Origin of the sequence: Nonomuraea ceibae (assembly GCF_019396325.1) — a bacterium.
GTDB lineage: Bacteria > Actinomycetota > Actinomycetes > Streptosporangiales > Streptosporangiaceae > Nonomuraea > Nonomuraea ceibae.
The window spans coordinates 131,219-142,887 of record NZ_JAHKRO010000011.1 but is presented as its reverse complement, the minus strand read 5'-3'; the positions used below and the strand labels follow the sequence as shown (position 1 = coordinate 142,887).

Annotated in this window: 12 protein-coding genes; 9 read left to right on the top strand and 3 right to left on the bottom strand. The window is 72.3% G+C overall.

Annotated elements, in window-relative coordinates:
• Window positions 1-953: ferritin-like domain-containing protein (locus KME80_RS10790; RefSeq protein WP_308125701.1), on the bottom strand; the 953-nt coding region annotated here is incomplete at its 3' end.
• A 212-nt stretch (window positions 954-1,165) separates the two neighbouring features.
• Here KME80_RS10790 and rimP point away from each other — a divergent pair.
• The 8 genes from rimP (at window position 1,166) to truB (ending at window position 9,005) form a co-directional block, all read left to right on the top strand.
• Entirely contained in the window at window positions 1,166-1,651 is a 486-nt protein-coding gene (gene rimP, locus KME80_RS10785) for a ribosome maturation factor RimP (RefSeq protein ID WP_219503587.1), read from the top strand.
• A gap of 12 nt (window positions 1,652-1,663) precedes the next feature.
• Window positions 1,664-2,668 carry a transcription termination factor NusA gene (gene nusA, locus KME80_RS10780; RefSeq protein ID WP_308125700.1) on the top strand — a complete coding sequence of 335 codons (1,005 nt, stop codon included), beginning with the start codon at window positions 1,664-1,666 and terminating at the stop codon, window positions 2,666-2,668.
• Complete coding sequence (locus tag KME80_RS10775) at window positions 2,652-2,948, top strand: YlxR family protein (RefSeq protein ID WP_219503585.1); 297 nt, start codon at window positions 2,652-2,654, stop codon at window positions 2,946-2,948. The genes nusA and KME80_RS10775 overlap by 17 nt, the downstream gene beginning before the upstream one ends.
• Window positions 2,949-3,074: 126 nt before the next feature.
• The gene (gene infB / locus KME80_RS10770; RefSeq protein ID WP_219503566.1) at window positions 3,075-6,179 is read left to right on the top strand and encodes a translation initiation factor IF-2; all 3,105 of its coding nucleotides are present in this window, start codon (window positions 3,075-3,077) and stop codon (window positions 6,177-6,179) included.
• A 118-nt stretch (window positions 6,180-6,297) separates the two neighbouring features.
• Window positions 6,298-6,594 carry a DUF503 domain-containing protein gene (locus KME80_RS10765; protein ID WP_219503616.1) on the top strand — a complete coding sequence of 99 codons (297 nt, stop codon included), beginning with the start codon at window positions 6,298-6,300 and terminating at the stop codon, window positions 6,592-6,594.
• A gap of 46 nt (window positions 6,595-6,640) precedes the next feature.
• Window positions 6,641-7,093 (top strand): 30S ribosome-binding factor RbfA, encoded by a 453-nt coding sequence (gene rbfA / locus KME80_RS10760; protein WP_219503564.1) that lies wholly within the window; start codon window positions 6,641-6,643, stop codon window positions 7,091-7,093.
• Window positions 7,090-8,133 (top strand): DHH family phosphoesterase, encoded by a 1,044-nt coding sequence (locus KME80_RS10755; protein WP_219503545.1) that lies wholly within the window; start codon window positions 7,090-7,092, stop codon window positions 8,131-8,133. Before rbfA ends, KME80_RS10755 begins: the two co-directional genes overlap by 4 nt.
• A complete protein-coding gene (truB, locus tag KME80_RS10750) occupies window positions 8,133-9,005 on the top strand; it encodes a tRNA pseudouridine(55) synthase TruB (RefSeq protein WP_219503542.1) in 873 nt (290 codons plus the stop codon). Before KME80_RS10755 ends, truB begins: the two co-directional genes overlap by 1 nt.
• On the opposite strand, the gene KME80_RS10745 is transcribed toward truB, so the two are convergent.
• Window positions 9,002-10,021, bottom strand: coding sequence for a TRM11 family SAM-dependent methyltransferase (locus KME80_RS10745; RefSeq protein ID WP_219503537.1), 1,020 nt, complete (start codon window positions 10,019-10,021; stop codon window positions 9,002-9,004). The two genes, truB and KME80_RS10745, sit on opposite strands and share 4 nt — an antisense overlap.
• 85 nt (window positions 10,022-10,106) lie before the next feature.
• Between KME80_RS10745 and KME80_RS10740 the strand changes: the two genes are divergently transcribed.
• Window positions 10,107-11,033 (top strand): bifunctional riboflavin kinase/FAD synthetase, encoded by a 927-nt coding sequence (locus KME80_RS10740; protein WP_219503535.1) that lies wholly within the window; start codon window positions 10,107-10,109, stop codon window positions 11,031-11,033.
• Between the two features lie 8 nt (window positions 11,034-11,041).
• Here the strand turns inward: KME80_RS10740 and KME80_RS10735 are convergent, their stop codons facing one another.
• The gene (locus KME80_RS10735; RefSeq protein ID WP_219503532.1) at window positions 11,042-11,617 is read right to left on the bottom strand and encodes a TetR/AcrR family transcriptional regulator; all 576 of its coding nucleotides are present in this window, start codon (window positions 11,615-11,617) and stop codon (window positions 11,042-11,044) included.
• Between the last annotated feature and the right edge of the window lie 52 nt (window positions 11,618-11,669).

Genomic DNA, 11,669 nt, shown 5'->3' with positions numbered 1-11,669 from the left:
GGGGTGGCGGGGGCGGGCAGGCCGGGGAAGGGCGTCATGCCCGGGGTGAAGGCGTGGGCGCGGGCCGCCGCCTCCTGCATGGCCGTGGCCCCGTACTGGCGCAGGCCGGCGTCCGTGGCGGCCGTCAGCTCCAGGTAGGCGGCCATGAGGCCCGACTCCACCTGCCCGGCGAGCCGGGTGGCGGCCGCGGCGCTGGAGGGGACCGACGGGAGGGCGTAGGAGGCCTCGGGCTCGACGGGCCGGTCGCCGCGGGCGGTGATGAGGACGCGCAGCTCGTCGCGCCGCTCGCGGTGGGCGTCGAAGTTGCCGGCGAGGCGGGCGCGCAGGGGGCCGGTGGTGCGCGCGCCGAGCACCCCGTACGCGAAGATCGCCGCGTGCTCGGCGGCGAGCGCCTTGCGGAGCTTGCCGAGGTCGGCGGCGCTGGTGGTGCCGGCGGCGGCCGGCGGGGCGGGGGCCTTGACGGAGGTGCGGGCGTGGAGCGCCTCGCAGGCGCCGATGCTGGCGACGAGCTGGGCGAGCGACGGCGTGACGCCGGCGATCTGGCGGGGCCGGGCGGCGGCGGCCTTGCGTTCGATGCCGCGCAGCTGCGACAGCGTCACCTTCGGCGGCGTCGGCGTGGCCGAAGAGGAAGCGGTGGGGCCCGGCGAAGCGGTCCCGGTGGTGGCCGGGGCGGCCGGGCGGAGGGCGGGGAAGCGGCGGCGGAGCTCGGCCAGGTGGGCCTCGTGGCGCTGCCGGTAAGGGACGAGCTTGGCGGACCCCTTGGCGATCATCGCCGCGTACAGGGAGATCGTCCGCTGCTTCTCGGCCATGAGCACGCGGGCAAGCGCTTGGTCAGGGGTGTCCGGCGCCTGCGACGGCGGGCCGGCCTCGCGCGGTGCGCTGCACCCGGCGAGCGCCAGGACGACCGCTCCGGCCGCCAGCGCGGTGCGCCGGGAGAGGTGTGGCTGGCGCACGGGCAGGGACCTCCAGTGTTACGGACCGCAAGAAAGCATCGTACGGGCTCGTACCCCCGCTCGCGGTCAGGCGCGAGCCGTGCCGAGTGACGCTTCCTCCGCCCCTTCCTACAGATAGGGTGTCAACTGTCGTCGCTGGCTGAGCGGCCAGACGACGGGAGAGCCAGGGGCGAGGTCCGCCCGGCTGAGACATGACAATAGGGGAGGTCGATATGGGCAGCGCATCACCCCGCGACCACCTGATGAAGCTCCTGGAGCCCGTGGTCGGCGCGGAGGGCCTCGATCTCGAGGACGTGACGGTCACGCAGGCCGGGAAGCGCAAGCTGCTGCGCGTGGTCGTCGACCGTGACGGCGGCGTGAGCCTAGACGACGTGGCCGACGTGAGCCAGGCGGTGTCCGCGGCCCTCGACGAGGACGACACCATGGGCCAGTCGGCCTACACGCTCGAGGTGTCCTCGCCGGGCGTCGACCGGCCGCTGACGGAGCCGCGCCACTGGCGGCGGGCGGCCAAGCGGCTGGTGAAGGCCGAGCTGCGCGACGGCACGGTGGTCGAGGGCAGGGTCGTGGCCGCCGACGACAGCGGTGTCGACCTCGACGTCGATGGAGCCGGCCGCAGGCTCGACTATCAGGACCTCACCCGGGGCAGGGTGCAGGTGGAGTTCCGCCGGATCGACGACGTCGACGGCGACGAAGGCTAAGGGGGAAGCCTCGTGGACATCGACATGAGCGTCCTGCGCAGCCTGGAGCGGGAGAAGGACATCTCCTTCGACCTGGTCGTCAAGGCGATCGAGGACGCGCTGCTGATCGCGTACTTCCGCACGGACGGCGCGGCTCCCAAGGCGCGGGCCGAGCTCGACCGCGCGAGCGGTCACGTGACGATCTGGGCGGCGGAGCTCGACGACGACGGCGAGATCGTCCGGGAGTTCGACGACACTCCTGGCAACTTCAGCCGGATCGCGGCGACCACCGCCAAGCAGGTCATCCTGCAGCAGCTGCGTGACGCCGAGGACGAGATCAACTTCGGCGAGTTCGCCAGCCGTGAGGGCGAGCTGGTCTCGGGCGTGATCCAGCAGGGCAAGGACCCGCGCGTGGTGCTGGTCGACCTCGGCAAGATCGAGGCCGTGCTGCCCGCGCACGAGCAGGTCCCGGGTGAGGAGTACGGCCACGGCGAGCGCATCCGCGCCTACGTGGTGCAGGTGAAGAAGGGCCACAAGGGCCCGTCGGTCACGCTGTCGCGCACGCATCCCGGCCTGGTGAAGAAGCTGTTCGCGCTGGAGGTGCCGGAGATCGCCGACGGCACCGTGGAGATCGCCGCGGTGGCGCGAGAGGCCGGCCACCGCACCAAGATCGCTGTACGGTCCCGCAAGCCGGGGGTCAACGCGAAGGGCGCCTGCATCGGCCCGATGGGGTCGCGGGTGCGCAACGTGATGACCGAGCTGCACGGCGAGAAGATCGACATCATCGACTGGTCGGAGGACCCGGGGGAGTTCGTGGGGAATGCCCTGTCTCCCGCCCGTGTTTCCCACGTCGAGGTTCTCGATCTCGACGGACGGGTGGCGCGGGTCATCGTGCCCGACTATCAGCTCTCGCTGGCCATCGGCAAGGAGGGGCAGAACGCCCGCCTGGCCGCGCGGCTGACGGGCTGGCGGATCGACATCCGTCCCGACACCCAAGCCGAGGATGCCGCCGGTTCCGTAGATGCGTCGACACGGTAAGCTGGAATATGGTTGCCACGCGGCCCCACAGCGCACCTGTGTGGGCTGCAGGGTTCGCACGGCAAAGTCCGAGCTGCTCCGTTTGGTGCGGGTCGAGGACCAGGTGGTCCCTGACCTGCGAGGACGGCTTCCCGGCCGGGGCGCATCGCTGCACCTGTCCGTGAGCTGTCTTGAGCTCGCCGAGCGTCGCCGAGCGTTCCCGCGCGCGTTTCGCGTGCTGGGGCCGCTTGACGTCTCGCGAGTGCGGGCGCACCTAGAAGGAGAACCACATGTCATGTAGGACGCCGAGTTGATGGGGCGGAGTCAGATTGCTATGAGCGCCTGATGAGCACGCGGCGATGAAGACGTCAAGGTAGCGACGGTCCGGACGGCACAGCCAGCCTCCCGGGCCGAGTAAGGGAGTGCAGTGGCGAAGGTCCGGGTATACGAGCTCGCTAAGGAGTTCGGCGTAGAGAGCAAGGTCGTGATGGCCAAGCTCCAGGAAATGGGAGAGTTCGTCCGTTCGGCGTCCTCGACCATCGAGGCGCCGGTCGTCCGCAGGCTCACCGAAGCTCTGGGCGCATCGAAGGGTGGGCCCTCCAGAGGCGGCGGTTCGTCGTCCAACAGGCCGCAGCCGCCGAAGGCTGCGCCTCGGCCGGCTGACGGCCAGGCAGGCAACGGCGCCCCGCAGGCGCCTGCTCCAGGTCCGCGTCCGGGTCCGGCTCCCAAGCCGGGTCCCCGTCCGGGTCCCGCGGGCGGCGGCACGCCGCGTCCGTCGGTTCCCATGCCCCAGCAGCAGCAGCAACAGCCGCCGCAGCAGCAGGAGCAGCCTGAGGCCGCGCGCGGCGAGACGTCGGGCGCGCCGCAGGCGCGCTTCGACAGCGGCACCCGTCCGCCGGCCCCGGGCCCGCGTCCGGGCCCTGCCGCCCGTCCGGGTCCCAAGCCCGGTCCGGCGCCGCGTCCGGGCACGCCGTCCGGTGGTGGCGGCGGCGGTCAGGCCCCGCGTCCGGGTGCTCCGGCCGGTGGCGGCCCGCGCCCCGGTCCCGGCCCCAAGCCGGGCCCGCGTGGCCCGCGTCCGGGCAACAACCCGTTCTCGTCGAACGCCAGCGGCATGGGCCAGTCCCGTCCGCCGCGTCCCGGCGGCAACCGTGAGGGCGGCGACCGCGGCCCGCGTGAGCGTCGTGAGGGTCCGCCGCGTGACGGCGCGATCCCGCGTCCGCCGCAGAACCGCGGCGCGGGCGGCGACGCCAGGCCGGCGCCCGGCCCCCGTCCGGGTCCGCCCGGTGCGGCGGGTCCGCGTCCGGGTCCCGGCGCCGGTGGCCCGCGTCCGGGTGGGCCGCGTCCCAACCCGATGATGATGCCGCAGGGCCGTCCTGCCGGTCCCGGCGGCGGTGGCCGTCCGGGCGGCGGTGGCGGTGGCGGCGGCCGTCCCGGTGGCGGCGGTGGCCGTCCGGGTGGCGGCGGTGGCGGTCGTCCCGGTGGCGGCGGCGGTTTCGCCGGTCGCCCGGGTGGCGGCGGCACCGGTCAGCGCACGGGCACCGGCGGTCCCGGTGGCGGCGGCTTCGGCGGTCGTCCCGGCGGCGGTGGCCGTGGTCGTGGCGGCGGCACGGCGGGAGCCTTCGGGCGTCCCGGTGGCCGTCCGGCGCGTGGCCGCAAATCCAAGCGTCAGAGGCGCCAGGAGTTCGACAACATGTCGGCTCCGGCGATCGGCGGTGTGCAGGTCGCCCGTGGCAACGGCGCGACGATCAGGCTGCCGCGCGGCGCCTCGCTGTCCGACTTCGCCGACCGCATCGGCGCCAACCCCGCCTCGCTCGTGCAGATCATGCTGCACCTCGGCGAGATGGTGACGGCGACCCAGTCGGTCAACGAGGAGACGCTGCAGCTCCTCGGCGCCGAGCTCGACTACAACATCCAGGTCGTCAGCCCGGAGGAGGAGGACCGCGAGCTTCTCGAGGCCTTCGACATCGAGTTCGGCGAGGACGAGGGCGACGAGGCCGACCTGGCCCCGCGTCCGCCGGTCGTGACCGTCATGGGTCACGTCGACCACGGTAAGACGAAGCTGCTCGACGCCATCCGCAAGACCAACGTGGCGGCGCGCGAGGCCGGCGGCATCACCCAGCACATCGGTGCCTACCAGGTCTCCACCGAGCACGAGGGCGAAGAGCGCCGGGTCACCTTCATCGACACCCCGGGTCACGAGGCGTTCACCGCCATGCGTGCCCGAGGCGCCAAGTCCACCGACATCGCGGTGCTGGTGGTCGCGGCCGACGACGGTGTGAAGCCTCAGACGATCGAGGCTCTCAACCACGCCCAGGCGGCCGACGTGCCGATCGTGGTCGCGGTGAACAAGGTCGACAAGGAGGGCGCCGACCCGAACAAGGTCCGTGCCCAGCTCACCGAGTACGGCCTGGTGGCCGAGGAGTACGGTGGCTCGACCATGTTCGTCGACATCTCGGCGAAGAACGGCACCGGCATCGAGGCTCTGCTCGAGGCGATCCTGCTGACCGCCGACGCCGAGCTCGACCTGCGGGCCAACCCGACGATGGACGCTCAGGGCATCGCGATCGAGGCTCACCTCGATAAGGGCCGCGGCCCTGTCGCGACCGTCCTGGTCCAGCGCGGCACGCTGCGCGTCGGCGACTCGATCGTCTGTGGCGAGGCCTTCGGCCGCGTCCGGGCGATGCTCGACGACAACGGCGACGCGGTCGACGAGGCCACGCCGTCGCGTCCGGTCCTGGTCATGGGTCTGACGGCGGTGCCGAGCGCCGGTGACAACTTCATCGTGGTCACCGACGACCGGATGGCCCGGCAGATCGCCCAGCAGCGCGCGGCGCGCAAGCGCAGCGCCGACATGGCCAAGTCGAGCCGTCGCCGCACCCTCGAAGAGCTGTTCAGCGACCTTGAGAAGGGTCGTGTCGACGAGCTCAAGCTCATCATCAAGGGTGACGTGTCCGGTTCGGTGGAGGCCCTGGAAGACGCCCTGCTCAAGATCGACGTCGGCGACGAGGTCAGGCTCCGTGTCCTGCACCGCGCGGTCGGCGCGATCACCGAGTACGACGTCAACCTGGCCGTCGCCGACGACAACGCGGTCATCATCGGCTTCAACGTCCGGCCCGAGCCCCGGGCCCGCGACCTGGCCGAGCGCGAGGGCGTCGACATCCGCTACTACTCGGTCATCTACCAGGCGATCGAGGAGATCGAGGCGGCCCTCAAGGGCATGCTCAAGCCCGAGTTCGAAGAGGTCCAGATGGGCACCGCCGAAGTCCGCGAGGTCTTCAAGGTGCCGAAGATCGGCAACGTCGCCGGTTCGCTGGTCCGCTCCGGTCTGATCGTGCGCAACAGCAAGGCCCGGATCATCCGCGACGGCGTCGTCGTCGCGGACAACCTGACCGTGTCGTCGCTGCGCCGCTTCAAGGATGACGCGACCGAGGTCCGTGAGGGCTTCGAGTGCGGCATCGGGGTCGGCTACAACGACATCAGGGTCGACGACGTCATCGAGACGTTCGAGATGCGGGAGAAGCCGCGGGCCTGACCCGTGGCCGGGCGCCCGGCGGACCATCCGCCGGGCGCCTTCCGCACGCCTGGGCAGGGTTGCCGCCGCACCAGGCCGGGCGTGCTCAGGACACCAGCACAAGCGGCGCTTGCCAACGATGTATGTGGGTGCCCTTACCCTGGACATCCTGCTCGGCGACGTGCATTCGCTGAAGCAGAAGCGATCTGTCGTGCGGCCTCTGGTCGCCGAGCTCCAGCGGCGCTTTCCTGGTGTCGCCGTGGCCGAGACCGGCCATCACGACCTGCACCGCAGGGCCGAGGTCGGCATAGCGGTGGTCTCCGCCTCAGCGGGTAACTGCAAAGAGGTGATGGACTCCTGCGAGCGGCTGGTGGCCTTCCGCCCCGAGATCGAGCTGCTGTCGGCCAGGCAGCGGCTCTACAACGACGAAGAGTGAACGACAGCACGACGGCCGCCCCGTCGTGCGTGAGGGGGGAGCGAACATGGTGGATGCCGCACGAGCGCGCAAGCTCGCCGATCGCATCCAGCAGATCGTCGCCGAGATGCTGGAGCGCCGGATCAAGGACCCGCGCCTGGGCTTCGTCACCGTGACCGACACGCGGATCACCGCCGACCTGCGTGAGGCGACGGTGTTCTACACGGTGTTCGGCTCCGACGCCGAGCGTGCCGACAGCGCGGCCGCGCTGGAGAGCGCCAAGGGCATCATCCGCTCCGAGGTGGGCCGCCAGACGGGCGTCCGCTTCACCCCGACGCTCACGTTCCGGCACGACCCGCTGCCCGACAGCGCCCGCCAGCTCGACGACCTGATCAACGCGGCGCGGGCGCGGGACGCCGAGGTGGCGGCGAAGGCGGCGGGCGCCGCCTACGCGGGCGAGGCCGACCCCTATCGCAAGCCCGATGAGGAGGACGACGAGCAGGCGGGACCCGCGGCGTGACACCCGACGTGCGCGACAGGCTGGACCGCCCGCCCCGCGTCTACGCCGACACGGCGCAGCCGGCGAGCTCGCCGGTGCCCGAGTCGGCGTGGCGGCGCGCCGTCCAGCTCATCTCGCAGACCGAGGACATCGCGCTGGCCTGCCATGTGTCGCCCGACGGTGACGCGCTCGGGTCCATGCTGGCCGTGGGCTTCGTGCTGCGTTCGATGGGCAAGCGCGTGGCGGCCTCGTTCGGCGACCACGACTTCACGGTGCCGAGGCTGCTGCGGTTCGTGCCGGGGCAGGAGATGCTGGTGCCGCCGGCGGACTACCCGGCCGAGCCCGAGCTGATGATCACCTTCGACTCTCCGTCGGTCGCCCGGCTGGGGCTGCTCGGCGAGAGCGTCAGGCGGGCGCACCAGCTCATCGTGGTCGACCACCACCCGTCCAACGACGGGTTCGGCACCCTCGACCTGATCGACCCGGGCGCCCCGGCGACGGCGATGCTGGCCGAGCAGCTGATCTACCGCCTGGGCGGCTCGCTCGACCGTGACATCGCCACCTGCCTCTACACGGGGCTGGTGACCGACACCGGGTCGTTCCGTCACTCCTCGACCACGCCCGCCGCGCACGAGATGGCGGCGCGGCTGGTGGCGACCGGGCTGCACACCGACGAGATCGCCAGGGAGCTGTGGGACCGCTCCCCGTTCGGCTATCTCAAGGTGATGGCCGCCGCGCTCGACCGGGTGGTGCTCGACGACGGCCTGGTGTGGACGTACGTCACCCGGGTCGACCGGGCGGCCCGCGGCCTGCCGTACTCCGAGCTCGAAGGGCTGATCGACGTGATCCGCCGCACCGACGAGGCGGAGGTGGCGGCGGTGCTGAAAGAGGACGACCAGGGCGCCTGGCAGGTGTCGACGAGGTCGAAGGGCCGCGTCGACGTGGCGGCGGTCTGCGCCGCGCTGGGCGGCGGCGGTCATCACAACGCGGCAGGGTTCACCTCGCACGACAGTGTCGAGGAGACCGTGGCGAAGTTCCGGGAACTGCTGAGAGAGGCGTGATGGCCGAAAGTGGCCTGATCATCGTGGACAAGCCGGCCGAGTGGACGTCGCACGACGTGGTGGCCAAGCTGCGCCGCCTGGCGGGCACCCGCCGCGTCGGCCACGCGGGCACGCTCGACCCGATGGCGACGGGCGTGCTGGTGGTGGGCGTGGAGAAGGCGACCCGCCTGCTCGGGCACCTGGCGCTGACGGAGAAGGTGTACGAGGCCACGATCCGGCTGGGCGTCACCACCAACACCGACGACGCCGAGGGGCTGGTGACGGCGACGGCTTCGGCGTCGGGCGTGACGCCGGAGGCCGTCCACGAGGGCGTCGCCGCGCTCACGGGGGAGATCATGCAGATCCCGCCCCAGGTGAGCGCGATCAAGGTGGACGGGCAGCGCGCCTACAAGCTGGCGCGCGCCGGTGAGGACGTGGAGCTGAAGGCGCGGCCGGTGACGGTGCACGGCTTCGAGGTCACCGACGTGCGGGTGAAGGACGACCTGGTGGACGTGGACGCCACGATCCGCTGCTCGTCCGGCACGTACATCCGGGCGCTGGCCCGTGACCTGGGCGCCGGGCTCGGCGTCGGCGGCCACCTGACGGCGCTGCGCCGCACCCGGGTGGGCCCGTACGACCTGAGCGGGGCCAGGACGATCGAGCAGCTCACGGAGGAGTGCGTGGTGCTGCCGATCGGCGAGGCGGTCGCGGCGGCGTTCCCGCGCCGGGACGTGACGCCCGAGGAGGCGCGCGTGGTGCGGCACGGCGGCCGGCTGCCGGCGGCGGGCCTGGGCAAGGGGCCGATCGGCATGTTCGGGCCCGACGGGGAGCTGCTGGCGCTGGTGGAGGAGCAGGGCAGGCTGGCCAAGCCGCTCGCGGTGTTCGTCTCCTAGGCGGGTTTGCGGGCGACCATGATGTCGCGCACGATCGCCTGGTCGACCCAGTGCTCGAAGTCGGGGTAGGCGACCACGTCGAGGCCGGCGGAGGCGAGGATCGCGGCGAGGTCGTCGCGGGTGCCGCCGTAGGTGTTCCAGGAGATGCCGAGGGCGCCGCCGGGGCGCAGCAGGCCGGCCCAGACGGGCGCGGCCTTGGCGATCAGCTCCAGCGGGCTGCGGGACAGCCCGCTGCCGCCCTTGCTGCCGTGCTGCACGCCGTAGGGGGCGTCGGTGGCGACGAGGTGGAACGTGCCCGGCTTGAAGAACTCGCGCGAGCGCAGGGTGTCGGCGTTGACTACCGTGACGTGCTGGGTGTCGCCCGCCTTGAACGCCTCCTTGGTGAGCCCGAACGTCACCTGCAGCCGCCGCCCGACCAGGGCGCGCTCGCGCCGGACGGGGACGGTCTCGGCGGTGTGCTTGAGCCGCTTGTCGCGCAGCCACTTCTTGATGAAGCCGGAGTAGGCTTCGAAGTCCTTGGCGTCAACGTCAACGCCATAGGCGTCATATCCGTACATGAGGGCCTGGTTGAGCGTCGTGCCGCGCCCGCACATCGGGTCGAACACGGACAGCCGGGCGTCCATCGGGAAGTCGGTGGCCAGCGCCGTGACGTTGAGCAGCAGCTTGGTGAAGTGCTCGTTCGTCTTGCCGGCGTACTTCTGGATCGTGATCAGGTCGCTGCTCAGCCGGTCGAGCGGGCGCATCGTCAGCGGGCGCAGCAGCTCGCCCTCCCGCTCGAACAGCGCGTAGACCGACGACAGGTTGGACAGGCGCGCGACCTCGTCCGCGCCGAGCGGCCCGGCCGTCTCGAACGTGACGTAGGGCAGGCCGCCGATCAGCCGCTCCTCGATGCCCGAGACGCCGCCCGGCAGCGCCCGTCCGGCGAAGACCGCCAGCTCGGAGCGGGTGAGCCGGGGCGCGCTCTCCCCGTAGACGCGGTTGAAGGCAGGCAGGATGAGAAAGGCGTACTGAGGCATGGTGGGGACGATCGTACCCGCCCGATTGCGGGTAACGGGGCCGCGCATGGCAGGCTTGTTCAGGGATTGATCCGCCACGAAGCGAATGGGGCCGGGCGTGCGGGATTCGGAGAGGTCTGTCGTCACGATCGGCGTGTTCGACGGGGTGCACCGGGGTCACCAGCGGGTGGCCGGGCGGGCCGTGGAGATCGCCCGCGAGCGCGGGATGCGGTCCGTGGCGCTCACGTTCGAGCCGCATCCGGAGGAGGTCGTGCGGCCCGGCTATCGGCCGCTGCGGCTGACGGCGGCGCGCCGCCGGGCCGGCCTGCTGGCCGGGCTGGGCGTGCAGGAGGTGCGGGTGCTCGGGTTCACGGTGGAGATGTCGGAGCTGAGCCCGGCCGAGTTCGCCCAGGAGGTGCTCGCCGACGACCTGCGCGCGGCCGTGGTCGTGGTGGGGGAGGACTTCGCGTTCGGCCACCGCGCCGCCGGTGACGCCGAGGTGCTGCGCGCGCTGGGCGACAAGTTCGACTTCACGGTTGAGGAGGTGCCGCTGCTCGACGCGGTCTCCTCGACGGAGATCCGCAGGCGGGTGGCCGACGGCGACGTCGCGGGCGCCGCCGCCGACCTGGGCCGCCCGCACCGGGTGGAGGGCGTCGTGGTGCGCGGCTACCAGCGCGGCCGTCAGCTCGGCTTCCCGACGGCCAACGTCGAGACCCCGCCGCAGACGGCCATCCCCGCCGACGGCGTCTACGCCGGCTGGCTGGAGTGCGTGCCCGTGGCCAACCTGCCGGCCCTCTACGAGGGCGAGCGCTGGCCCGCCGCCATCTCCGTCGGCACCAACCCCACGTTCGAGGGAGTGCCGCGCACCGTCGAGGCGTACGCGCTCGACCGCGACGACCTGGAGCTGTACGGCGTGCACGTGGCGGTGGAGTTCGCGGCGCGGCTGCGCGGCAACACCCGCTTCGACTCGATCGAGGAGCTCGTCGCGCAGATCCACGCCGACGTCGACGAGGCCAGGCGGCTGACCTCCTAACACGCTCCTCAACGCAGGGAGTCGAGCAGTCTCGACAGCGCGGCCTGGGTGTCGGCCAGGTCGCCGGGCCGCGCCGATCCGGCCAGCCAGAGCGCGGCCTCGTTCATCGCCCCCGACAGCAGGTGGGTCAGCGGGGCGACCGGCTGGGGCGCGATCACGCCCTCGTCGATCAGCGCGGTCAGCGCCTCGGCCAGGTGGCGGGCCGAGGCGGCCTCGTCCATCGCCCGCCACTCGCTCCAGCCCAGCACGGCGGGCCCGTCGACCAGCATGATGCGCTGCACCTCGGGGTCCGCGCCCGCCGCCAGGAACGCGGCGCAGCCCGCCTTGAGCTGCGCCCACGCGCCGGACTCGGCGTCGGCGGCGGCCGCCACCCGGGCCGCGACCTCCTGCTGCACCTCCTCCAGCACGGCCCTGAACAGCTCGGCCTTGCCGTCGAAGTGGTGGTAGAGGGCGCCCTTGGTGACGCCGGACTCGCGCACGATCTCGGCCAGCCCCACCGCCGCGTAGCCGTGCCCGGCGAACAGCCGCCTGGCCACGCTGATCAGCGTCTTCCTGGTGCGTTCGCGCTGCTCTGCCCTGGTCATCCTGCGCTCCTCTTTGACATACCGTCGGTATGCCATTTAGCGTACCATCGGT